Source organism: Cryobacterium soli (assembly GCF_003611035.1).
Lineage (GTDB): Bacteria > Actinomycetota > Actinomycetes > Actinomycetales > Microbacteriaceae > Cryobacterium > Cryobacterium soli.
Genome location: NZ_CP030033.1, coordinates 1,074,206 through 1,097,284, shown reverse-complemented (window position 1 = coordinate 1,097,284; position 23,079 = coordinate 1,074,206). Strand labels below are relative to the sequence as shown.

General features: G+C 69.3%; 23 protein-coding genes. 13 read left to right on the top strand and 10 right to left on the bottom strand.

Annotated elements, in window-relative coordinates; all coding sequences use genetic code 11:
- Positions 1-14: 14 nt before the first annotated feature.
- Entirely contained in the window at positions 15-1,730 is a 1,716-nt protein-coding gene (locus DOE79_RS05020; protein WP_120337549.1) for a glycoside hydrolase family 13 protein, read from the bottom strand.
- Between the two features lie 293 nt (positions 1,731-2,023).
- Here DOE79_RS05020 and DOE79_RS05015 point away from each other — a divergent pair, with 293 nt between their 5' ends.
- The 6 genes from DOE79_RS05015 to DOE79_RS04990 all read left to right on the top strand — a co-directional run bounded on the left by DOE79_RS05015 (position 2,024) and on the right by DOE79_RS04990 (position 10,076).
- Positions 2,024-3,232 carry an ROK family transcriptional regulator gene (locus DOE79_RS05015; RefSeq protein WP_120337548.1) on the top strand — a complete coding sequence of 403 codons (1,209 nt, stop codon included), beginning with the start codon at positions 2,024-2,026 and terminating at the stop codon, positions 3,230-3,232.
- 61 nt (positions 3,233-3,293) lie between these two features.
- Positions 3,294-4,496 (top strand): LLM class flavin-dependent oxidoreductase, encoded by a 1,203-nt coding sequence (locus DOE79_RS05010; RefSeq protein WP_120337547.1) that lies wholly within the window; start codon positions 3,294-3,296, stop codon positions 4,494-4,496.
- A gap of 2 nt (positions 4,497-4,498) precedes the next feature.
- On the top strand, positions 4,499-5,143 hold the full coding sequence (locus tag DOE79_RS05005) for an FMN reductase (RefSeq protein ID WP_120337546.1): 645 nt from the start codon (positions 4,499-4,501) through the stop codon (positions 5,141-5,143).
- 334 nt (positions 5,144-5,477) lie between these two features.
- Positions 5,478-6,461 carry a dihydroorotate dehydrogenase gene (locus DOE79_RS05000; protein WP_120337545.1) on the top strand — a complete coding sequence of 328 codons (984 nt, stop codon included), beginning with the start codon at positions 5,478-5,480 and terminating at the stop codon, positions 6,459-6,461.
- A complete protein-coding gene (locus tag DOE79_RS04995; RefSeq protein ID WP_220094285.1) occupies positions 6,458-7,510 on the top strand; it encodes an iron-sulfur cluster-binding protein in 1,053 nt (350 codons plus the stop codon). Before DOE79_RS05000 ends, DOE79_RS04995 begins: the two co-directional genes overlap by 4 nt.
- A 277-nt stretch (positions 7,511-7,787) precedes the next feature.
- Positions 7,788-10,076 carry a polyribonucleotide nucleotidyltransferase gene (locus DOE79_RS04990; protein ID WP_120337544.1) on the top strand — a complete coding sequence of 763 codons (2,289 nt, stop codon included), beginning with the start codon at positions 7,788-7,790 and terminating at the stop codon, positions 10,074-10,076.
- A gap of 92 nt (positions 10,077-10,168) precedes the next feature.
- Here the strand turns inward: DOE79_RS04990 and DOE79_RS04985 are convergent, their stop codons facing one another.
- On the bottom strand, positions 10,169-10,648 hold the full coding sequence (locus DOE79_RS04985; protein WP_120337543.1) for an Lrp/AsnC family transcriptional regulator: 480 nt from the start codon (positions 10,646-10,648) through the stop codon (positions 10,169-10,171).
- Positions 10,649-10,803: 155 nt separating this feature from the next.
- Here DOE79_RS04985 and DOE79_RS04980 point away from each other — a divergent pair, with 155 nt between their 5' ends.
- Positions 10,804-11,466 (top strand): VOC family protein, encoded by a 663-nt coding sequence (locus DOE79_RS04980; RefSeq protein ID WP_120337542.1) that lies wholly within the window; start codon positions 10,804-10,806, stop codon positions 11,464-11,466.
- A gap of 4 nt (positions 11,467-11,470) precedes the next feature.
- On the opposite strand, the gene DOE79_RS04975 is transcribed toward DOE79_RS04980, so the two are convergent.
- Positions 11,471-11,974: a glutathione peroxidase gene (locus tag DOE79_RS04975; RefSeq protein WP_120337541.1), complete on the bottom strand. Its 504-nt coding sequence runs from the start codon at positions 11,972-11,974 to the stop codon at positions 11,471-11,473.
- 223 nt (positions 11,975-12,197) lie between these two features.
- Here DOE79_RS04975 and DOE79_RS04970 point away from each other — a divergent pair, with 223 nt between their 5' ends.
- The 3 genes from DOE79_RS04970 (at position 12,198) to DOE79_RS04960 (ending at position 15,410) form a co-directional block, all read left to right on the top strand.
- Entirely contained in the window at positions 12,198-13,253 is a 1,056-nt protein-coding gene (locus tag DOE79_RS04970; RefSeq protein ID WP_120337540.1) for an aldo/keto reductase, read from the top strand.
- 107 nt (positions 13,254-13,360) lie between these two features.
- Positions 13,361-14,728, top strand: coding sequence for a M16 family metallopeptidase (locus DOE79_RS04965; protein WP_120337539.1), 1,368 nt, complete (start codon positions 13,361-13,363; stop codon positions 14,726-14,728).
- Between the two features lie 79 nt (positions 14,729-14,807).
- Positions 14,808-15,410 (top strand): histidine phosphatase family protein, encoded by a 603-nt coding sequence (locus DOE79_RS04960; protein WP_066599206.1) that lies wholly within the window; start codon positions 14,808-14,810, stop codon positions 15,408-15,410.
- 33 nt (positions 15,411-15,443) lie between these two features.
- Here the strand turns inward: DOE79_RS04960 and DOE79_RS04955 are convergent, their stop codons facing one another.
- Entirely contained in the window at positions 15,444-15,869 is a 426-nt protein-coding gene (locus tag DOE79_RS04955) for a hypothetical protein (RefSeq protein WP_120337538.1), read from the bottom strand.
- 156 nt (positions 15,870-16,025) lie between these two features.
- The gene (locus tag DOE79_RS04950) at positions 16,026-16,508 is read right to left on the bottom strand and encodes a GNAT family N-acetyltransferase (RefSeq protein ID WP_120337537.1); all 483 of its coding nucleotides are present in this window, start codon (positions 16,506-16,508) and stop codon (positions 16,026-16,028) included.
- Positions 16,509-16,567: 59 nt separating this feature from the next.
- Here DOE79_RS04950 and dapB point away from each other — a divergent pair, with 59 nt between their 5' ends.
- A complete protein-coding gene (gene dapB / locus DOE79_RS04945) occupies positions 16,568-17,383 on the top strand; it encodes a 4-hydroxy-tetrahydrodipicolinate reductase (protein ID WP_120337536.1) in 816 nt (271 codons plus the stop codon).
- Positions 17,380-17,823 (top strand): hypothetical protein, encoded by a 444-nt coding sequence (locus tag DOE79_RS04940; protein WP_120337535.1) that lies wholly within the window; start codon positions 17,380-17,382, stop codon positions 17,821-17,823. Before dapB ends, DOE79_RS04940 begins: the two co-directional genes overlap by 4 nt.
- A gap of 213 nt (positions 17,824-18,036) precedes the next feature.
- Here the strand turns inward: DOE79_RS04940 and DOE79_RS04935 are convergent, their stop codons facing one another.
- The 5 genes from DOE79_RS04935 to DOE79_RS04915 all read right to left on the bottom strand — a co-directional run bounded on the left by DOE79_RS04935 (position 18,037) and on the right by DOE79_RS04915 (position 21,902).
- A complete protein-coding gene (locus DOE79_RS04935; protein ID WP_120337534.1) occupies positions 18,037-19,017 on the bottom strand; it encodes a hypothetical protein in 981 nt (326 codons plus the stop codon).
- Positions 19,018-19,355: 338 nt separating this feature from the next.
- Positions 19,356-20,240 (bottom strand): TIGR01777 family oxidoreductase, encoded by an 885-nt coding sequence (locus tag DOE79_RS04930; RefSeq protein ID WP_120337533.1) that lies wholly within the window; start codon positions 20,238-20,240, stop codon positions 19,356-19,358.
- 19 nt (positions 20,241-20,259) lie between these two features.
- Positions 20,260-20,685: an OsmC family peroxiredoxin gene (locus DOE79_RS04925; RefSeq protein ID WP_066594342.1), complete on the bottom strand. Its 426-nt coding sequence runs from the start codon at positions 20,683-20,685 to the stop codon at positions 20,260-20,262.
- 128 nt (positions 20,686-20,813) lie between these two features.
- On the bottom strand, positions 20,814-21,299 hold the full coding sequence (locus DOE79_RS04920) for a DUF4395 domain-containing protein (protein WP_120337532.1): 486 nt from the start codon (positions 21,297-21,299) through the stop codon (positions 20,814-20,816).
- A gap of 117 nt (positions 21,300-21,416) precedes the next feature.
- Positions 21,417-21,902: a TlpA family protein disulfide reductase gene (locus DOE79_RS04915; protein ID WP_120337531.1), complete on the bottom strand. Its 486-nt coding sequence runs from the start codon at positions 21,900-21,902 to the stop codon at positions 21,417-21,419.
- 180 nt (positions 21,903-22,082) lie between these two features.
- On the opposite strand from DOE79_RS04915, the gene dapA reads away from it, so the two are divergent.
- On the top strand, positions 22,083-23,060 hold the full coding sequence (gene dapA, locus DOE79_RS04910; RefSeq protein WP_120337530.1) for a 4-hydroxy-tetrahydrodipicolinate synthase: 978 nt from the start codon (positions 22,083-22,085) through the stop codon (positions 23,058-23,060).
- Positions 23,061-23,079: the final 19 nt, after the last annotated feature.

Below are 23,079 nucleotides of genomic sequence, written 5' to 3'. Positions count from 1 at the left end.
AGAAGTGGCGTGGGTCAGAGCCGGTAGAGCCTGGCCTCCCAGGGGCGGAGCGCCGCGGCGCCGTCGCCGGGGTAGTTGCCCAGCAGCAGCTCCGCGCCGGAGATGTCGTCGGGCAGCCACTCGCCCTGCAGGGTCAGCGGGGTGTCCGACGCGTTCGCGAGCACCAGGAGCACCTGGCCGTCGAGGGTGCGGGTGAACGCGTACAGCTGTTCGTGCTCGGGTTCGAGCAGCTCGAAGGCGCCCAGCGCCACCACCGGGTCGTCGTGCCGCAGCGCGATCAGCCGCTGGTAGAACCGGAAGACGCTCCGCTCGGCCGCACGGTCGGCCGCCACGTTGATCTCGGTGTGGTTCGGGTTCGCGGCGATCCAGGGGCTGCCGGTGGTGAAACCGGCGTGGGCGGACGCATCCCACTGCATGGGAGTGCGCGCGTTGTCGCGGCCCATTGCATGCACCCCGGCCAGCACGCTCGCGGGGGACTGGTCGAACTGCTCCACGGCCTCGCGGTAGTGGTTGAGCGACTCGATGTCGCGGTAGTCCTCGATGCCCTCGAACCGAACGTTCGTCATGCCGATCTCTTCGCCCTGGTAGATGTAGGGCGTGCCGCGGTGCAGGTGCAGCACCAGGGCCCAGAGCGTGGCCGACTCGTAGCGCCACGAGGTGTCGTTGCCGAACCGGGACACCAGGCGCGGCTGGTCGTGGTTGTTCAGGTACAGGCTGTTCCAGCCCGTCTCGGCCAGGCCGTCCTGCCAGCGCGCCAGGCTGCGCTTGAGTGCGACCAGGTCGCGCGGCAGCGGATCGAACTTGTGCACGCCCTGGTCGAGCGAGACGTGCTCGAACTGGAAGATCATGTCGACCTCCGCGCGCGCGGCATCCGTGAAGAGCACGGCGTCGTCGATGCTCACCCCCGGCATCTCGCCCACGGTGAGGTGCTCGCCGGGGCGACCGGCGAAGACCTCGCGATGCATCTCCTGCAGGTAGTCGTGGATCTGCGCCCCCATCGGGGAGCCGCCGTCGGAGGCAGCGGCCGGCCCGCTGACCAGGTCGAGCTGCTTGGCGATGAAGTTGATCACGTCCATCCGGAACCCGTCGACGCCGCGGTCCAGCCACCAGTTCATCATCGAGTAGACGGCCTGGCGCACCTCGGGGTTCTCCCAGTTGAGGTCGGGCTGCTGCTTGGCGAACAGGTGCAGGTAGTACTCGCCTGTCGTCTCGTCCAGGGTCCAGGCCGGGCCGCTGAACGCGCTGCCCCAGCCGTTCGGTTCGGCGCCGGCCGCGCCGGGCTGACGCCACCAGTACCAGTCGCGCTTGGGGTTGTCGGTTGACGACCGTGACTCGACGAACCACGGATGCTCGTCGCTCGTGTGGTTCACCACCAGGTCCATCACGATCTTGATGCCGCGCTCGTGGGCCTCCGCGAGCAGGGCGTCGAACTCCTCGAGGCTGCCGAACACCGGGTCGATGTCCTGGTAATCGCGGATGTCGTAGCCATTGTCGTGCTGCGGGGACGGGTAGACCGGCGACAGCCAGATGGCGTCGACGCCCAGTTCGGCGAGGTGGTCGAGTTTGGCGCGCACCCCGCCGAGGTCACCGATGCCGTCGCCGTCGGAATCGGCGAAGCTGCGCGGATAGACCTGGTACACCACGGCCGTGGTCCACCAGGGGGCTGCGGCGGGCGCGTGCCCGGTGGTGGCGGCGGGTGCCGCGGGGGTTCGGGGCTCGACTGCGGTCACGGGGTCCTCCCTGGCCGGAGAACCAGCGCACAGGCGCTGGGAATCCGGTGCTGAACGAATTGGTTTACCGATAGAAATAAATCGTCCGTCCAATGTAGCGTCCGCCGCGTGAGTGGCACCACTCCGGGGGACGTCCCCCGCCTCCGGCCGCCGCGGCGGGCCTCGCGCGGCGCGGGCGCCAGGCCCCGCTCAGGCAGGCAGTGCCTGGCACGCAACGCCGGGGACACGAGGGCGTCGGCGTCTATGTCAAGATGAGTGCCAACCCGTTTATGGGGGACAGGAAGGCGCACGCCATGCACGGGAGCTACGAGGCCCTGCCACCGCTCGGTGAGTCAGCGGTCAGCCTGGCGCGTGCCGTGCTCATGCATGGCCCGATCTCCCGCGGCGAGCTGGGCCGTCGTCTCGGCCTGTCCCCGGCGAGCCTCACCCGGTTGAGCAAGCCATTCTTCGACCGCGGCTTGTTCATCGAACTCAGCGATGATCAGAGCGGAGGGGTCGGCCGTCCGACCCGACCGCTCGATGTGCGGGTGGACGGCCGACGGTTCGTCGGCGTGAAGCTCACCGCCGACGACGCCTTCGGCGTCCTGACCGACTTGCGTGCCAAGGAGCTCGCCGCCGGCCAGCGCTCGCTGAGCGGCCGCGATGAGGACACCGTCGTGGCACACCTCGCAGACCTCATTCGCGAACTTGCCGATGACGGGGCGGAATCCGGATCCCTGGCCGCCGTCGGCGTTTCGGTCGGCGGCAAGGTCGCCCGTTCCCGGGTCGTCACCCGCGCGCCGTTCCTCGGCTGGCGCGACGTGCACCTGGCGACGGCGCTGGAAAAGGCTCTCGGTGTGCCGGTCTTCGTGGAGAACGATGTGGCGGGGCTGGCCGCAGCCGAGCAGTGGTTCGGTGCCGGCCGCGGCACATCGACGTTCGCCGTGCTCACCATCGGCGCCGGAGTGGGCTACGGCCTTGTCGTGAACGATCAGGTCATCACCACGAGCGACAGCGGGCTGGGCCTCGGCGGCCACGTTCCGCTCGACGAGAACGGACCGCTCTGCGACTCCGGGCACCGCGGATGCTCCGACGCCATGCTCACCGAGCCCTCGATCCGGTCGGCGGTCGGCCGGCTGCTCGGCCGGGAGGTCACCTACGACGAGGTGCTCGCGCTCGGCACGGCCGGCGACCCTGCCGCCCTCGAGGTGCTGCGGGCGTCTGGGCGGGCACTGGGGCGTCTGGTCGCGCTCATCGCCAACCTCGCCATGCTCGACACCGTGGTGCTGGCCGGTGAGGGAATCGGGCTCTGGGCGGTCGTCTCCGACGAGGTCATCGGTGCGGCCCGCAGCGGCCGGGACCCGGAAGCGACCCCCCTGCAGATCAGCATCGACGACACCGGCGTCTCCTCCTGGGCCCGGGGAGCGGCCGCCGTCGCGATCCAGCACACTCTGGCCGGGCTGACCGTTCCGGAACCATCCAGCGAAACCCGGGTTGCCACACCCATAATGGGTCGGGAATAGGATCGGCTTTTCTGCCGTTGACACCGGTACATGCAAACGCATTGAGTCTTGGAGGCTGAAAATGCAGTTCGGAATCTTCACTGTCGGCGATCTCACCACCGATCCCACCACGGGGCAGACCCCCACCGAGCACGAGCGCATCAAGGCCATGCTCACCATCGCTCAGAAGGCGGAAGAGGTCGGCCTCGACGTCTTCGCCGCGGGCGAGCACCACAACCCGCCCTTCGTGCCGTCGTCGCCGACCACCATGCTCGGCTACATCGCGGCCAAGACGGAGCGGATCATCCTCTCCACCGCCACCACGCTGATCACCACGAGCGACCCGGTGAAGATCGCCGAGGACTTCGCGATGCTGCAGCACATCGCCGACGGCCGGGTGGACCTCACGCTGGGCCGTGGCAACACCGGCCCGGTCTACCCCTGGTTCGGCCAGGACATCCGCCAGGGCATCCCGCTCGCCCTGGAGAACTACGCGCTGCTGCGCCGGCTGTGGCGCGAGGACTTCGTCGACTGGGAAGGCCAGTTCCGCACCCCGCTGCAGGGCTTCCAGTCCACTCCGCGCCCGCTCGACGGCGTACCTCCGTTCGTCTGGCACGGCAGCATCCGCAGCCCCGAGATCGCGGAGCAGGCCGCGTACTACGGCGACGGCTTCTTCTCCAACCACATCTTCTGGCCCGCGTCGCACACCGCCAAGATGGTCAAGTACTACCGCAACCGCTTCGAGCACTATGGCCACGGCAGCGCCGCGCAGGCGATCGTCGGCCTCGGCGGCCAGGTGTTCATGCGCAAGAACTCGCAGGACGCCAAGAGTGAGTTCCGGCCGTACTTCGACAACGCGCCGGTCTACGGCAACGGACCGAGCATGGAGGACTTCACCTCGCAGACGCCGCTCACCGTCGGCAGCCCGCAGGAGGTCATCGACCGCACGCTCGGTTTCCGTGACTACGTGGGCGACTACCAGCGCCAGCTCTGGCTGATGGACCACGCCGGTCTGCCGCTGAAGACAGTGCTCGAGCAGCTCGATATCCTCGGCGAGGAGGTCGTGCCCGTGCTCCGCAAGGAATTCGCGAAGAACCGCCCGGCCGACGTGCCGGACGGGCCCACCCACGAGTCCCTGGTGATCGCGGCCGAGGCCGCGCAGGCTCCGACCGTGGTCGCATCCGCTCACCGTGACGACCTGGACACGGCCGCAGCGATCGCGCCGCACCGCAGGGCGTCGGGAGCCGCGTTCGGCCTGGCCGGCGCAGGCAAGACCGGAGCGTAGAGATGACCGAGCGCACTCTGGCGGTCGTCTCCGCCGGGCTCAGCCAGCCCTCCTCCACCCGGCTGCTCGCCGACAAGCTCGCCACAGCCACCGTGGCGCGCTTGGCCGACGAGGGGGTCGCCACGACGGTCGTGACCTACGAACTGCGCGACTATGCGCAGGACATCATGAACAACATGCTCACCGGGTTCGCCAACCCACGGCTGGAAGAGATGATCGAAGCCGTCACCTCGGCCGACGGCCTGATCGCCGTCACCCCGATCTTCACCACCAGCTACAGCGGCCTGTTCAAGACGTTCTTCGACGTGATCGACAACCGCAGCCTCACCGACCAGCCGGTGCTGATCGGCGCGACCGCGGGCACGGCCCGGCACTCGCTCGCGCTGGACTACGCGCTGCGACCGATGTTCACCTACCTGCACGCCGTGGTGGTGCCCACGTCGGTGTTCGCCGCGTCGGAGGACTGGGGTACCGGCGACAGCGGCGGCCGGATCGACAGCCGCGTGGCCACCCTGCCGGCACGCATCGAGCGCGCCGCGGGGGAGCTGGCGGCCCTGGTCGCCCGCTCCGACCGGTCCACCCGGGTGCGCGACCCGTTCGAGCTCCCCGCCGGCTTCAACCCCGCCGGCATGTTCCCGCCGCGCTAGTTCTGTTCCACGGAAGCGGTCGTGTGGTCAGCTCAGTTCGCTGAGGTGACCACACGGCCGCTTTCGCGTGCCCACCCGGTGCCGCGTCCGCTGGTCGAGACCTCGTGACGTGCGTGTGTGTCGCGCCCATCGTGGGTCGCGCTGGAGAGCGACTCTCGCTCGACAAGCTCGACCAACGGGACTGTCGCGTACCGCGCCGAAGCCCGCGTGTGCGCCGGGACCTTCGGCTCTGCCCGGCCCGCGCGCCGGGCGGCAGACTGAAACGCAGTGCGCTGGAGAGAGTGCTTCCGCAGAGACGGAAGCCGTGACAACCGCGTAGACAGACAGGTCTTTCATGGTCGCCCTTCGCGAGGGACCCGTATTTCCGGATGCCCGCGCCGCGTTCTTCGCCGCCGGCCCCGAACCGCTCGACCTGGCGGTTGACCTCTCAATGCGCATCGGCACCCTCACCCTGCGCACCCCGGTGATGCCCGCATCCGGCTGCTTCGGCCCCGAGCTCGGTGCGCTCATCCCGGTAGCTGAACTCGGCGCCACCGTCACCAAGACAGTCTTCGGCTCCGCCCGCGGCGGCAACCCGGTGCACCGGCTCACCGAGATCCCCGCGGGCATGGTGAACAGCGTGGGCATCCCGAGCCGGGGCCCGGCCGGCTATCTCGCCGAGCTGCACCCGCGCTACGCCGCCCTGGGTGTGCCCACGATCATCAGCGTCGGCGGGCACCGGCCGGGCGAGTACGCCCCCGTCGTCGAGGCGCTCTGCGAGCACGGCAGCGCGTTCGAACTCAATGTGTCCTGCCCCAACCTCGACCGGGACGGCACCGACATCGGCTCCGACCCGGCGGCCATCCGCGCCGTGGTCGGCGCCGTGCGGCGGGTCACCGACAAACCCATCATCGTGAAGCTGCCGGTGCTGGTCACCTCCATCGCGGACTGCGCACGGGCCGCCGAGGAAGCCGGCGCCGACGCCGTCTGCGTGGCCAATTCGATCCCCGCGATGCCGCTGGATGCCGCCACCCGCCGGCCGATTCTCGGCAACGTCATCGGCGGCCTGTCCGGGCCGTCGATCAAACCGATCGTGCTGCGGCTGGTCTGGCTCGCCTCCCGCGCCGTGCAGATCCCCGTGATCGCCTGCGGCGGAGTCGGCACTGTCGACGATGCGTTGGACTACTTCTCGGTCGGAGCCAGTGCGGTGCAGGTGGGCACAGCGAGCTTCGGTCGGCCGTTCGCTGCCGTGGAGATCGCCCGGGGGTTGGGGCACCGGTGCCGCGACGCCGGGGTCGGCAGCATCCGCGAGCTACTCGAACTGGAGTCCGCACTGTGAACCCGAACCCGTTCTCGGAACGCAACCCGTCGTTAGTCGACGAGCTCGACGGGCGGAAGGGGCTCGACCAGCGGAGAGAGGTTGACGCCGCCCGGCGCGCGGCCGCCGCACGCCAGCGCGCGTTTGCCGAGGCGGATGCGGCGGCGCTCGACGGGCTCATCTCGGTGCGCCCGCGCTCGTTGGTGCCGCGCCCGCAACCGGTCTGGGACGACGCCGAGGTGCTCGTGCACGAGCCGGCGGGGGAGCGCTACCGCCGCCTGGTCCTGGCCAGCGACGCCATCGCCGCTGCGGCCCAGGCCGGCCAGTTCCTCATGATCACGGTGCCGCCCAACGGCGGCGACACCGTCCTGCTGCCCCGGCCGATGGCGATCCACCGACGCCGCCTGGCCGCTCCGGCACGCCCCGCCACCGCGGACCAGCTTGCGACCGTGGCAATCGCCGGCACTGTCGAGCTCATCTACGGCGTCGTCGGCCGCGGCACCCGCGCCCTGGCTGCCGTTCCGGTCGGCGGGAGCCTGCAGGTCACCGGTCCGCTCGGCCGCGGGTTCGAGTTCCCGCGTGGCACCCGCACCGCCCTGCTGATCGGCCGCGGCGTCGGCATCTGCGGCGTGATGGGCGCCGCGGAGGATGCCGCGGCAGCGGGCATCCGCACCACCATGGTGCTCAGCGGCCAACGCCCCGAGCAGTTGCTCGGCCGAACCGACTGCGCCGAACTCGGCGTGCGGGTGATCGAGGCCACGGATGACGACGGCTCGAGCGGGCTGGACACCCTCGGTGCCCGGCTGCGCGCCGAGTTCGACGGCTCCACGCCCGAGGCCACCCCACCCGACGTTGTCCTGGTCTGCGGGGCCGGCGTGCTCGCCCGGCTCGCCGCAGAGCTCGGCGCGCACTGGGGCGTGCCCGTGCAGGCCTCGCTCGAGGCGCACATGGCGTGCGGCCTGGGCTACTGCCACGGCTGCGCCGCCCCGGTTCGCACCGACCCGAGTGTGGAAGGTCCGTTGGTCTGCGCCGACGGGCCGGTCTTCGACGCCCGGATCCCTATCGATTAACCCCTGTTCTGCTAGGCTTGGGCAGGTAGTTCTTCGGATCTACCCGCTTTACCCGGAGCAGACCGGCAGGACGCTGGTCCTCGGTGGTGGTTTCCCAACGCGACAGTGTTCACAAAACACGAATGCCAGGCACGCGACGTTGGTGAATTTCTACTGGTGGCCAGCAACGTCGGCGCCCAACACATGTTCGGCAGCCATGTTCTGCCTGATCCTGCTCCGATGTCCCACTCGCGCGCCACACGGGCAAACGAGTCTAAACAAAGGAGAGAACCCCCATATGGAGGGTCCAGAAATCACGTTCGCCGAGACCGTTATCGACAACGGCAAGTACGGCAAGCGCACCATCCGTTTCGAAACCGGGCGTCTCGCCCAGCAGGCGCAGGGCTCAGCCGCCGCCTACATTGACGAAGAGACCATGCTTCTCTCCGCCACGAGCGCCAGCAAGCAGCCGAAGGACAACTTCGACTTCTTCCCGCTGACCATCGATGTCGAAGAGCGCATGTACGCCGCCGGCCGCATCCCGGGCAGCTTCTTCCGCCGCGAAGGTCGCCCGTCGACCGAGGCGATCCTCACCTGCCGTCTGATCGACCGGCCGCTGCGCCCGTCGTTCGTCGACGGACTCCGCAACGAGATCCAGGTTGTCGTGACCGTTCTGGCCATCGCGCCCGACGAGTACTACGACGTCCTGGCCATCAACGCCGCGTCCATGTCGACCCAGATCGCCGGCCTGCCGTTCTCCGGCCCGATCGGTGGCGTCCGCGTCGCCCTCATCCCCGACGACAACGGCTCCGGCCAGTGGGTCGCCTTCCCGAAGCACTCGCAGGTTGAAGAGGCCGTGTTCAGCATGGTCGTCGCCGGCCGCGTTGTGACGGATGCCGATGGCAGCGAAGACGTCGCGATCATGATGATCGAGGCCGAAGCGACCGACAACGCCTGGACCTTGATCCAGGGCGGCGCCATCAAGCCGAACGAAGAGGTCATCGCCGAGGGTATCGAGGCGTCCAAGCCGTTCATCAAGCAGCTCATCGTCGCCCAGCAGCAGGTTGCCTCCGCGGCATCCAAGCCCACCGGCAACTACCCGCTGTTCCCGCCGTACACCACCGAGGTCTACGACGCTGTCGCAGCCCTGGCGTACGACGGCCTCAAGGACGTCTACGTCATCGCCGACAAGATCGCGCGTCAGGATGCCGACGACGTGCTCAAGGCATCCGTCAAGACCGCCATCGCGGCCAAGGTCGAAGCCGGCGAACTGCCCGCGACGGCCAACAACCAGGTCGGCGCGGCGTACAAGTCCGTCACCAAACTCGTCGTGCGCTCGCGCGTGCTCAACGAGGGTGTTCGTATGGACGGACGCGGCCTGGCCGACATCCGCCCGCTCGACGCCGAGGTCGCGGTCATCCCGCGCGTGCACGGTTCCGCTATCTTCCAGCGCGGCGAGACCCAGATCCTGGGTGTCACCACGCTGAACATGCTCAAGCTCGAGCAGACGATCGACTCCCTGAGCCCGGTCACCAAGAAGCGTTACATGCACAACTACAACTTCCCGCCCTACTCCACCGGTGAAACCGGTCGGGTGGGCACGCCGAAGCGTCGCGAGATCGGCCACGGAGCGCTCGCTGAGCGTGCCCTGGTTCCCGTGCTGCCCACGCGTGAGGAATTCCCGTACGCCATCCGTCAGGTCTCCGAGGCGCTCAGCTCCAACGGATCCACCTCGATGGGTTCCGTCTGCGCCTCCACCCTGTCGCTGCTGAACGCCGGAGTGCCGCTGCGCGCCCCGGTCGCCGGCATCGCCATGGGCCTCATCTCCGACACCGTCGACGGCCAGACCCGCTACGCGGCCCTGACCGACATCCTCGGTGCCGAAGACGCCCTCGGCGACATGGACTTCAAGGTTGCCGGCACGAGCGAGTTCGTCACCGCGATCCAGCTCGACACCAAGCTCGACGGCATTCCCGCGTCGGTCCTGGCCGGCGCGCTGACGCAGGCGAAGGATGCTCGCACGACGATCCTCGCCGTGCTGAACGCCGCGATCGACAAGCCCGACGAGATGGCACCGACCGCGCCCCGCGTGATCAGCGTGCAGATCCCCGTCGACAAGATCGGCGAGCTCATCGGCCCGAAGGGCAAGATGATCAACTCGATCCAGGACGAGACCGGCGCCGACATCTCGATCGAGGAAGACGGCACCGTGTACATCGGCGCCGTCGATGGTCCCTCGGCCGAGGCCGCGCGCATCATGGTCAACTCCGTCGCAAACCCCACCAACCCCGAGGTTGGCGAGCAGTTCCTCGGAACTGTCGTGAAGATCGCCGCTTTCGGCGCCTTCGTCTCGCTCCTCCCGGGCAAGGACGGCCTGCTGCACATCTCTGAGGTGCGCAAGCTCGCCGGCGGCAAGCGCGTGGAGAACGTCGAAGACGTCCTCGGCGTGGGCCAGAAGGTCCTCGTTGAGATCACCAAGATTGACGACCGTGGCAAGCTTTCGCTCGCCCCGGTCCTCGCCGATGAGGCCGACACGCAAGGTCGCGACGCCGCATCCGAGGGACCCGAAGCTCCGGCCGAAGGTTAGTCACTAGTTCTGCCGGCCACCTCTCGCCAGGTGTGCCGGTCAGACGGAAGGCCCGTCCTGCTTCGGCAGGGCGGGCCTTTTCGCGTGCGCCGTCAGACGGTCTTGGGCTGGATGCCCCGGTCGAGCAGCGGAGTCACCCGGTACGGGATGAGCTCGCCCATCGCCAGGGACGTCTCGGTGCGTTCCACACCGTCGCAGGCCAAGATGGTGCGGTCGATCCGGAAGAGGTCCTCTGCGTCGGCGCAGGCCACTCGCACGAGGAGATCGGCTGCGCCACTCATGCCGTGTGCCTGCACGATCTCGGGGATCAAGACCAGTTCGGCGATGATCTCCGCGGCCTTCTTCTGTGCGATGTACACCTCGATGAACGCCGTCAGGGGGTAGCCGAGCACGACGGGGTTGATCCGCCGGTCGAAATCGAGGAACACCTTCGACTCCTCGAGCCGGGTCATCCGTGCCTGCACGGTGTTGCGGGAGAGCCCGAGGGTCTGCGCCAGACCCACGTAGGTGCTGTCGGGCTTGGCGCAGAGGGCTCGGAGCAGCTCGAGGTCGACTCGGTCCAGGTGGTGCATAGTGCCTGACCGTAGCACGCGGGTTACCCCCTGAACAGGGCACACTGCCCACCGTGCCCGAATCGAGCCGTGCGAACCGCACGGCCGGCGCCGCAGCGTCTTTGGCTCGCCTCGCTCGGGTTGACCGGGTCGGCTGGGCGCGGAAGAGTAGGCGCATGGCTGACACGCGCGACACCCTGACCCCTGCCCAGACCCACACTGTGCTGGCCGGGGGCGACTTCATCCACCTGGAGGGCACCCTCTACGCCAGCTACCGCACCGACGACTTCGCGACAGCCGTGCGGCTGGTCGACGCGGTGGCCGCCGACGCCGAGGCGCTGAACCACCACCCCGATGTCGCCCTGGCGTGGGGAGCGGTGGAGTTCCGGCTCAGCTCCCACGATGTGGCCGGGGTCACCCAGCGTGACCTGCGACTCGCCCTGCGCATCCAGGAACTCGCCGCGAAGCAGGAGGCCCGGGCCACCCACCTGCTGCCGACCAGAATCGACGTCGCCATCGACTGCGCAGACGCGGATGCCGTGCGCCCGTTCTGGCGGGTGGGGCTGGGCTACGCGGAGTCGGGCGAGCCCGGTGAGACCGAACTGACTGACCCGCGCGGCGTGGGCCCCAGGGTCTGGTTCCAGCACATGGACCTGCCCAGGGTGGAACGCAACCGCATCCACCTGGATGTCTACGTGCCCGTCGCCGATTGCGAGGAGCGCGTGCAGGACGTCATCGATGTCGGGGGAGTGCTGCTCACCGACGAGCACGCCCCGGACTGGTGGGTGCTGGCCGACCCGGAGGGCAACGAACTCTGCGTGTGCAGTTGGGATGCCTGAGCTCTCAGGCCGCGGTGCGGGCCAGGGACTGCTCGATCGCCGCGACGAGCTGGGCGGACTCCGGCTCCACCGTTGACGCGAACCTGTCGACGATCACGCCGTCGGAGTTCACCAGGAACTTCTCGAAGTTCCACTTGATCAGGCCGGGCAGCACGCCCTTCTTGAATTTCGTCAACTCGGCGTAGAGCGGATGCTGATGCTTGCCGCGCACGTCCACCTTGGCGGTGAGCGGGAAGGTGACGCCGAAGTTGAGCTCGCAGAACTGCTGGATGTCCTCTTCGGTGCCGGGTTCCTCGCCCATGAACTGGTTGCACGGTAGGCCGAGCACTACCAGGCCGCTGTCGGCGTAACGCTTGTAGAGCGCCTCCAGCCCTGCGTACTGGGGTGTGAAACCGCATTTGGAGGCCACGTTGACCACGAGCACGGTCTTGCCGGCGAAGCGGCCGAAGGTGGTGGGTGTGCCGTCGATGAGGGTGAGCGGGATGTCGTAGAGCGGGGAGGCGGACATGGGCAACAGATTACTCCCGGCACCTCGGAACAGGCCGGACCCGGCGGCATTTCCGGCCGATCGGGGGGTAATCCCGAACGTTTCGGTAACGCTTGCCGCGCGCCCCCAGCGGAAATCCAGGATCGGGTTATTCTCGGCTGTACAGGGGTCGGCGCCGAAAGAGCGCCACCCGTTCGAGGGTGGTGACGGTATGAGTGGCAGCGCGGGGACAGGCAGCGTCCGGATGGCTCGCGGCACCGGTGAATCCCGCTCCGAGACGACGAGCGCGGCACTGGAGGCCCTGATCCTGCAGACCCGTCCGGTGCAGGTGCAGCACACCGGCCCCGTACGCCTCCCCGCTGGTTCGACCGGCACGGCGACGGCGGTGCGGCGCACCCTCGGCGACACCGATCTGCGGGTGCACCCCCTGGCGCTGGGCTGCAGCGTGTTCGGCTGGACCACCGACGGCGACACCGCCATGGCGATCCTGGACCGGCACTTCGAACTCGGCGGCAACCTGCTCGACACCGCGGACAGCTACGCCGCCGGCCGCAGCGAGGTGCTCATCGGGTCGTGGATGCGCACCCGCGGCGTGCGAGACGACATCGTCATCTCCACCAAGATCGGCCGCAACCGGGACAACCCCGGGCTCTCCCCGCGCAGCATCGTCGGCGCCGTGCACGCGTCGCTCGAGCGTCTGGGCACCGACCGGATCGACCTGCTGCACTTCCACTACGACGACCTCGACGTTCCCCTCGAGGAGAGCCTCGGCGCCATGGAGACCCTGATCAGGGCAGGCACCGTGCGGTACATCGCCGCGTCCAACTTCACCGCCGAACGGCTCATGGAGGCCCGGGTGCTCGCCGCCAACGGACTGCCCCGGTTCGCCGCCATCGAGACGCCGTACAACCTGATGAACCGGGTCTCCTTCGAATCGTCGCTGGCGCTGGTCACCCGAGCGCAGGGTCTGGCGGTCATGCCGTACTTCGCCCTCGCCCACGGTTTTCTCACGGGCAAGTACCATTCCAAGGCCGACCTCACCGACACCATCCGGGCTGGGCGCGCATCCGCGTACCTCAACCGCACCGGGCTCAAGGTCCTGGGCACCGTCGAGCGCATCGCTGAAGACCACGGGGTCGCACCGTCCTCGATCGCGCTGGCTTGGCTGCTGGCCCGGGACGGCGTGGCAGCCCCGGTGGCCAGCGCGAGCCGCCCAGACCAGGTTGATGCCCTCGTGGCGGCCGGCTCGGTGCGGCTGGGACGCGCCGACATGGTCGACCTCGACCGGGTCTCCGCCTGAACCAGCGCGTGACGGTGGGCGGTTCGCTGCGAATCCGGTGTGCGGTCGGTGACGGACCCGGCTGCCAGGCCGGCCCGCGCGCAGGGGTGTCGTAAGGTTGAAGCGATATGAACGGCGCCGTTGAATTTCCCCTTGACCTAACCGAACTCTCGTTTCGGGCCGCCGGTGATTCCCTGGTGCGACGGACCGTGCTACCCAGCGGTGTGCGCATCGTCTCCGAACAGGTGCCGGGCAGCCGCAGCCTCACGATCGGCTACTGGGTGGCGGTGGGATCCCGCGACGAGCAGCCCGGCCACTTCGGGTCGACGCATTTCCTCGAACACCTGCTCTTCAAGGGCACCAAGCAGCGCACGGCACTGGACATCGCCATCGCGTTCGACGCCGTGGGCGGCGAGCACAACGCCATGACGGCCAAGGAATACACCTGCTACTACGCCAAGGTGCAGGACCGCGACCTGGCCATGGCCGTCGATGTGCTCACCGACATGATCACCTCCTCGGTGCTCGACCCGGCCGAGTTCGAGACCGAACGCGGCGTGATCCTCGAAGAGCTCGCGATGGCCGACGACGACCCGGCCGACGTCGCCAACGAGCGGTTCTTCGAAGCCGTGATGGGCCGGCACCCGTTGGGCCGCCCGATCGGCGGCAGCCCGGACACCATTCGTGCCGCCACCCGTGACGCCGTCTGGGAGCACTACCTGGCCAACTACCGCCCGCAGGACCTCGTGGTCACCGTGGCCGGAGCCGTCGACCATGACGTTCTTGTGGCCGCCGTCACCCGCGCGCTGCTGCAGGCCGGCTGGGACCTCAGCGTGCCCGCCGCGCCCGTCGGCCGGCGCTCCGGCACGGCCGCTGTGATCGAGCAGGGCCGGCCGGTCACGGTCGTGCACCGCCCGCTCGAACAGGCGAACCTGCTGCTCGGCGCGCCGGGCCTCGTCGCCAACGACGACCGCCGGGTGGCGATGAACGTGCTCACCTCGATCTTCGGCGGCGGCATGTCGTCCCGGCTGTTCCAGGAGGTGCGCGAGAAGCGCGGCCTGGCCTACTCCGTATACTCCTTCGCGCCCGGCTACTCGGATGCCGGTCTCTTCGGCATGTACGCGGGCTGCACGCCGGCGAAGGCGGGGCAGGTCGCCGAGATCATGATGGCCGAGCTGCACCGGCTCGCCGACCACGGCGTCACCGCCGACGAGATGACGCGAGCCTCTGGGCAGCTCTCCGGCGCATCCGCCCTGGCCCTCGAAGACTCCGACACACGGATGTCCCGGCTCGGCCGGTCCGAGATCACCCTGGGCGAGTTCGTCGACCTCGACGAGGCGCTGCGCCGTCTGGCCCTGGTGACAGCCGACGACGTGCAGCAGCTTGCCGCCGAGATGGTCTCCCGGCCGTTCTCCATCTCCGCTGTCGGTGCCCTCGCCGACGACGCCTTCGATGGGATCTTCCCCCGCGACTCCGTGTCGCTGCCCGTGAACTGACTGCTCGAAGGACCCACCGTTCCACGTTCGGCCCCAGACCCGGCCGGACGCCTGCACCAGCTCAACCGAAAGGGCGACGATGCCCCAATATCTCTACCTCGTGCGACACGGCGAGCAACAGGACGCCGAATACGGCCTGCCGGACGGCCCGCTGTCTCCGCGGGGCAAACGGCAGGCCCACCTGATCGCCGAACGACTGGGTGGGGTGCCGTTCACGGGAGCCTGGCATTCACCGTTGCAGCGGGCCGCGGAAACCGCCGCCATCATCGCCGACCGGCTGCCTTCGCTCACCCCGGAGGCGTCACCGCTGCTGTTCGACTGCGTCCCGTCGGGCCGCGCGCCCGAGATGCCCAGCTCCTACGCGCCGTTCTTCAACGCGATCTCCGACGAGGAGATCGAGGCCGGTCGGGCACAGATGGAGGACGCCGTCGCGGAGTTCCTGCACCCGCACCGCGGCCCCCGGCACGACCTGCTCATCACGCACAACTTCGTGATCGCCTGGTTCGTCCGGGAGGTGCTCGGTGCCCCGGACTGGCGGTGGATCAGCATCAACCAGGCCAACTGCGGCCTCACCGTGCTGCAGCAGAAGCCCGGCCGACCCTGGTCCCTTGTGACCCACAACGACCTCGGCCACCTGCCGGTCGAGCTCCGCACCGGCCTGCCCGACCCGCTGCTGTTCTAGCCGACCCGACCCGACCCGACCCGACCCGACCCGTCAGGGCCGGGCGTCGGGGTTGACGATGAGGAAATCGCTCAGTCGAGTCCAACCATCGGGGACCGGATCTTCCCGTTCCACAATCGTGGCCCCTCCGGTCTCGCTGCCCACGGTCCGGAGCTGCTCGGCGGGTCCGCACGCCGAGTTCGCGAACTCGGTGCCCGTGGCGACCAGGATGAGACAGATGCCGGGAGTTCCGGTCTCGGGCTGGACATACTCGGCCAGGTAGTAGCTGGTGCCGTCCAGTGAACCCGCCAGACGGGTCGACTGGTCGTCCATGCCGGGCGTCCCGGTGCTCGAAGGAAGTGTGTCGTCGGGCTGGCGGTCGCCGGCCAGGAAGTCTCGCACCAGGGAGGTGGAGTCCGCCGCACAGCCCGTCAGCCCGAGGCAGCACACCACCACCACTGCCGCTGCGGTCCATGCCATGCCCGGCGTTCGTCGACCTGTCATGAGAGCCCCCGCTTCACGTCCGTTGTCTGTGGCCGAAATCTAGCAGTTCACCGGGAGGAACGGGGCAGCCGGGCCGGATTCATCCACCCGGCCAGCACGGCCGGGATCGGCGGCGGGTTCGACCGGAGAGAGTCAGAGGAGGACCTTGCGGTACCAGTTCGTGGCGTTGGGGTTGTCGTTGTACGGCGGCACGTCAGCGTACCCGGCGCGCTGGTAGAGCCGGCCGGCCGCCTCCAGGCTGGCATTGGTGTCGAGCACCAGCTCTGCCGCGCCGAAGTCCCTGGCCCGCTTCTCGAGCTCCGCCAGCAGCAGGCCGCCCCAGCCGCGGCCGCGCACCTGCGGCTGCAGCCACAGGTGCTTCGCCTCGAAGCGCACCGCACCATCCGCACCGTCCTCGATGCGACGAATGCCGCCGCAGCCCACGAAGATGCGCGACTCGGGTTGCTCGCTCACGAGCAGGAACTGCCCGCGGGGCGGCACGAACTGCTCAGGGGTGGGGAAGGTGGTGCGATAGCCGCCCGCGCGGGGAAAGGTGGACGCCCGGTCACTGAAGTACTGGGTGAGTAGAGCGATGGATCCCGCATCCGTGACGGACACCTCGGTGAATTCAGGCATGCCCCTAGGCTACGTGCCGTCGCGCCGGTGGCAACGCCCGCGCTTGGTAGATTGGCAGCATGACAACACGGGTGGCCGTCATCGGCGCAACGGGCAAGATGGGGCGCCTGGTCTGCGACCTGGTCGACAACGATTCCGACTACGAGCTGGTTGCCAGGCTCGATTCCTCCAGCGCCCTCTCCGAGATGCTCGGCGCCGATGTGGCGATCGACCTCACCGTACCGGCGGTCAGCCAGGGCATCGTCGACTATGCGCTGGACAACGGCATCCGGGTGCTCGTGGGCACCTCGGGCTGGTCCCAGGCCCGGATCGACTCGCTGCGCCACCGCATCCAGGGCCGCGACACCGTGGGTGTCGTCATCATCCCCAACTTCTCCCTCGGCTCCGTGCTCGGCACGGCCCTGTCGGCCCTCGCCGCCCGGTTCTTCGACTCCATCGAGATCGTCGAGGCGCACCAGTCCAGCAAGGTGGATTCCCCGTCCGGAACCGCCGTTCGCACGGCCGAGCTGATGGCGGCCGCCCGCGCGGGGCTGGTGCCCGTCGCCGCGCCGCACATCGACCAGCGCGCCCGGGGGCAGCAGATCGCCACGGTGCCCGTGCACAGTCTGCGCATGGCCGGGGTTCTGGCCCGCCAGGACGTCATCTTCGGCGGCTCGGGCGAGTCCCTCACCATCACGCACAACACGCTCTCCGCCGAAGCCTACGAACGCGGCATCCTCGTGGCCCTGGCTGCCACACGCGAGTGCGTGGGCGTGACCGTGGGACTCGACCAGCTCATCGACCTGGGCCTGTCCGGCCCGGCGGCCGACGAGCCGGCGACTGCCGCCATCCCGCCGGCTGGTCCGGAAGAGGCCGAGATGGAGCCCGGCGAATGAAGGGACGCATCGCCGTTGTCGTGATGGCCGCGCTGCTGGTCTTCTACCTGGTGCTGGTCGGCTGGCGCGCGGTGCTGTTCATCCAGAGCGGCGACCCCGTCGGCATCCTCATCGGCGTGGCCCTGATCGTGCTGCCGATCATCGGCGCCTGGGCCCTGGTGCGTGAGATCGTCTTCGGCGCCCGCTGCGAACGCCTGGTCAAGCAGCTCGAGGCCGAGGGAGAGCTCCCGGTCAACGACCTGCCCAGCCGGCCGAGCGGCCGCCCCTACCGCGAGGCCGCCGACGCCCAGTTCCCGCAGTACCGTGAGGCCGTGGATGCCGCGCCCCAGGATTGGCGTGCCTGGTTCCGGCTCGGTCTGGCCTACGACGCCTCCGGCGACCGGCGCCGCGCCCGCGCCGCCCTCCGCACCGCGATGTCCCTGGAGAAGTCCGCCGCCTAACCGGTTGCTCCGGTGGCACGCATTCCCCTTCCCGCTCCGCGCCTCGCGTGCGGTCCCGCCCGGGCGAGTTCTCCGCGGAGGGGCGCCTGACCCGCGCTCGGGCTTGTCTCCGCGTTAGGTGCCGAGTTCCGCGGGCAACGCGCCGTTTCGCCGGTGGCGCGCCCGCCGCGGACCGGCGCCTGACCCGCGAACCGTTCGGAGGGGGCCCCTGACTCATCGGTCGAACAGACGGGGATGCCCGGGGATCACCCCCAGGTTCGCCAGTCGATCGGTCAGCCGGGGCACGCTCATCCCCGTGGCATGATCCCATCGAACGAAGCCACGCACTTGCAGCCGGATCATGTCCTCGCGCACCTTCTCGTCGTACACCACCTGTTCCGCCGTGCGACCATCACGCATCACGGGGTCGAAATACTTGACCCGTCCGTCGCTCTCGCCAATGCCCTGCTCGCGCGGAAAGAAGAAGTCGCTGAAGACCGTGCGGCCGTTGATCACGAACGGATGCTGGAGCTCGGGTTCCGGAAAGCCGGCCAACGCAATACTCACCCGGCTTCCCGACTCGCCCGGTGAACCAGACAGTGGCGTAGCGAAGTCGATCACGGTGCGTGCTCGGACAGATCCGCGAAACGGCAACATTCGGTGCCACGTGTCCAGGAGGGTCTGGCGGTCGGTCAGGGGCGGGACACGACCAGAGCGGTCCCATGCCAGGGCCCGGTCGGTTGCGGCTACCGCCGACCTGAGGTCAACCACCGTGGCGAGGTCGATCACGGTTCGCGCCACCGACGTGACGAGCACTCCATCCCGCACAACCACATCGGCCTCATCGAAGCCCACGGCGTGTTTTCGGACGCCGGGATCCGATCGACCTCCACTGGCCCTGGCCTGCAGGAAGTGCACGTCGGTCGGCCAAGGCACCAACAACGGGAGTTGCCAGAGCACGGCGGCCGAGTGATGCGACAGCGGCAGTTGTTCTGCTCGGGCGAGGGCCGCCGCCCGCACCACGAGCGCGTAGCGCTGGTCGCGGTTCAGGGCGGCCCATGTTGCTGCGCGGCAGTATCGGCCCCAGCCGATGCGGTGCAGTTGACCACGTTCGGCGCTCCGACGAAGTCGGAGGTCGGCGCCGAAGGCTCGCCGGAAGTCGGCGGCGAGCAGGATTTCGGGCGGGAAGGCCGGTTCGTCGTGAGGTTCCGTCATAGGGCGAGGATGCATCCGACCGACCCGCGGTCCCTGCTGTCGCCTGCACTGGGTGACATTTTCGATCTCGCGGAACCTGTGGAGGAGCGCCCGTTGGAGCCCCGGGTGCCGGGGGCGAACTAGCGCGGGGCAGGCGCCGCTGCGCGGGTGGCGTGCCGGGGGCGAAGTGGCGCGGGGCCCGCGCGTGGCCCGAGTATGACGGGGAGGAACCGCGAAGTGGCGCGTGACCCGCGCGAGTCGCACGAGGTCGAGCCAGAAGGGGCGGCGGCCGTGGCCGCGCGCCCCTCCTGCTCAGACCGCTCGAGCCGGGGCCCGGCGAGGCCCGGCCGCGGCCCGGGTCAGCGCAGCATCCAGGTCACGGCCTCGGCCGCGGTCTGGTGGGTGAAGCGGAATCCGTCGGCCTGCAGCGTGGCCGAACTCACCCGCTGGTCGGCGAGCAGGAGCTGGCGGGCGGCATCCTGCAGCGCCAGGGTGAGTACTTTCTCGGGCACGGGGAGGAAGAACGGCCGGCGCAGCGCCGTTGCCACGGCCCGGATGATGTCGTTCGCGGTGGCCGGGGTGGGTCCGGCGATGTTGACCGGTCCGCTGAGCTCGGAGCCCAACAGGTGCACGATGGCGGCGGCTTCGTCGTGCAGGCTCACCCAGGGCCAGTTCTGGGTACCGCGGCCCAACGGCCCGCCAAGGCCCAGGCGCACGATCGGCATGAGCGGCTTGAGGGCGCCGCCCTTCGCCAGCACCAGGCCGGTGCGGGCGAGCACCACGCGCGTGACCGCCGGAGCGAGGTTGGCCTCGTCCTCCCACGTTGATACCACGGCGGCAAGAAAATCGGTTCCGGGCTTGGAGTCCTCGGTGAGCTCCTCGCCGGGCCGGTTACCGTAGATGCCCACAGCGGATGCGTTCACGAGCACCGCGGGCGGCGTGCTGCTGCGCCGCATCGCGTCGGTGAGGGTGCGGGTGGCCTGCACGCGCGATTCGACGATCTCGCGCTTGTACGAGGGCGTCCAGGGCAGGCGCCCGATCGAGGCGCCGGACAGGTTGACCACGGCGTCGACGCCGTCGAGCACCGTCGGGTCCAGGCTCAGCGTCGCCGGATCCCAGCGGAATTCCGAACTGCTGCGCGTGGGGCGGCGCACGAGGCGCAGCACGGTGTGGCCGGCCGCCTCCAGCTGCCGGGACAATTCGGTGCCGATGAGCCCTGAGGCCCCGGAGATGAGTACGCGCATGAGGTCTACCCCGGCCCGATCAGGCCAGCTCGGCTTCGATGGTGATCGCGATTCCCGCGAGCGCCTGCGAAATCGGGCAGTTCACTTTGGCGTCCTGCGCGAAGGCCTCGAATTCGGCCTCGGTGACCCCGGGCACGTTCGCACTCACGAGCAGGTGACTGCCCGTCACCCCGGTGCCGGGAACAAAAGTCACCGCAGCGGTGGTCTGAATGTTGGTCGGGGGGTGGCCGGCCGTGGCGAGGATGTTCGATAGCGCCATCGAGAAGCAAGCCGCGTGGGCGGCGCCGAGCAGTTCCTCGGGGTTGGTCGTGTTCGCCGTGCCTTCCGCGCGCGCCTTCCAGTTCACCGGGAATGATCCGGCGTGGGAGGAGTCGAGCGTGACGGTGCCTGATCCGGTCATCAGGTCGCCGGTCCATACGGTGGTTGCTTCGCTGGTCAGGGCCATGGTGTTACCTCCTGGAAGTGGATCACCAGCCTACCCACGGCGCCTGGACCGTTCCCAGGGAATCGGGAAGGAAAACTCCAGAGAACGCCCAGGCTGCCTCCAGCAGGGAACGTGGCCGGCCGTCCGTCTCAGGAGGTCGCCGCGCCCCGCCCGATGATGCGGGCGCGCACCAGGAGAAGGTACAGCTGGCAGCCCAGGCAGTAGTCGAACACCGCGTTCAGGAAGGCCGCGACGAACGCGGCTGCCGCGGCGATCGGTACTGCCGCCGGAATGCCGGCCAACCCAAGGACCACGCCGACGACCGACACCAGCAGGCCCACCCCCTGAGCGAATGTGGGCGGCGCCGGGTCCTCGAGGGCGGCCGGCGGGCCGAGCCGGGAGCGCAGCAGCGCCTTGTACACGAGCCCATAGGGGTGCCGGGCCACGCCGGCGAAGGCGCCCCAGGCGAAGACGGCCGTCTGTAGGGCGAGCAGGGCGAGGGCCGGGCCGGATGCGCCGACCAGCGCCAGGAAGATCACCACCAACAACACAACGGCAGTGATCCCCGCGCCGAACCGGGGGCCGCGCGGGTCGATGCCGGGCCGCGGGGCGGTGGAGGGATCGGAGGGGGACATCTGGACTCCAAGGGTATGAGGGGAGCGGGCTGTTCAGGGTGCCCTGAGGTGCGCGGGGAGGGCGGGGTGGTCTGCTCCGGCGACAGCCTGCGCCCCGGGCGGACCCGGCGCAGGTCTTCAGCCGGTGCGGGCGAGATCGTCCAGACGGGAGTGCAGGGCGGCCCGGTCCGGAATCCCGCCCACGCGGGCCCGGACGGCACCGCCAGAGTCGAGCACCAGGGTGGTGGGCGTCTGCAGGATATTGAACCGCCGGGCCAGGTCCGCCCGGTGCGTCAGATCCACATCGACATGGGTCACGCCGGGGCGGTCTGCGGCCAGCTGACGCAACAGGACCCTCGTGCCCGGGCAGCGGGAACAGAATTCGGTGGAAAACTGCAGCAGCGTCGCCTCCCGGCCGAACTCGGGCGGGGCATCCGCCCCCGTCAGACCCAGTTCAGCGGCCGTGACGGTGACCGCTCCCGTGCGCCCGGGGGCATCGGCGGCACGTTCGGCGCCGGTGCCGAGCACCGTCACCGTGCCTTGCCGACGGCGCCAGAGCAGCCCCAACCCGGTCGACAGCGCGACCAGCACCACCAGGACGAGCAGTGCGGCGGCCGGGGTCATGCAGGCGAGATTACGCCGCGACCGGCGGATCGGTGCTCGTGTGACGGCAGATTACGGCCGTCACCCTGGGTGCCCTCCCCGACACCGGCGCGCCGACGGATGGCCTCTGCCGCCCCGTCGACGCGCGCGAGAGGACACGCGGAGGCGCAGGACGGCGCGCTAGACGATAACCTGTAAAACGTGTCTACTCCTTTCAACCCTTTCGGGCAGGTCCTTGTCGCCCTGGTGACTCCGTTCACCGCAGACGGAGAGGTCGACTGGGCCGGCGTCGAGAAGCACATCGACGACGTCATCACCGCCGGAGCTGACGGCATCGTGGTCACCGGCACCACCGGGGAGACCTCCACCCTCACCGACCCGGAGAAGATCCGGCTGGTCGAGGTGGGCAAGGATGTCGCCTCCGGCCGCGCCAAGATCATCACCGGCGGCGGTTCGAACGAGACCGCGCACGCCATGCAGCTCGCCAAGCAGAGCGAGAAGGCCGGCGCCGACGGCAACATGATCGTCACCCCGTACTACAACAAGCCCACCCAGGCCGGTGTGCTCACGCACTTCCGCATGATCGCGGATGCCACCGACCTTCCGGTGATCCTGTACGACATTCCCGGCCGTACGGGCATCCCGATCACCTATGAGACGATCCTGCGCGCCGCAAAGCACCCCAACATCCTCGCCGTGAAGGACGCCAAGGGCGACCTCGCCCAGGTCAGCCGGGTGCTCAATCAGACCGACCTGCTGTACTTCTCCGGCGACGACCCCAACGTGCTGCCGCACCTGTCGATCGGTGCCACCGGCCTGATCGGCGTCACCGCGAACATCGCCGCCACCCCATACCGCCAGATGGTGGATGCGGTCAACGCCGGCGACCTCAAGGCCGCCACCCTGGCGCACCAGCAGCTCGAACCGCTCGTGCGCGCCGTGATGACCCACGTGCCCGGCACCGTCGCGGCCAAGTACATCCTGCACGGGTTGGGCCGCATCGGCAGCCCCCGCGTGCGCCTGCCCCTCGTCGGCCCGGAGGAATCCGAGGCCGCCATGATCGAAGACGAGATCGACCTGGTCCGCAACATCCCGGGCGTCGACTTCACCAACTTCCGCCCCGACCGCAACGCCGCCGCCGGTGGTGCGCTGCCCAAGGTCGCCGGAACCACACGCTAAAAGAAACACCAACGCCCCA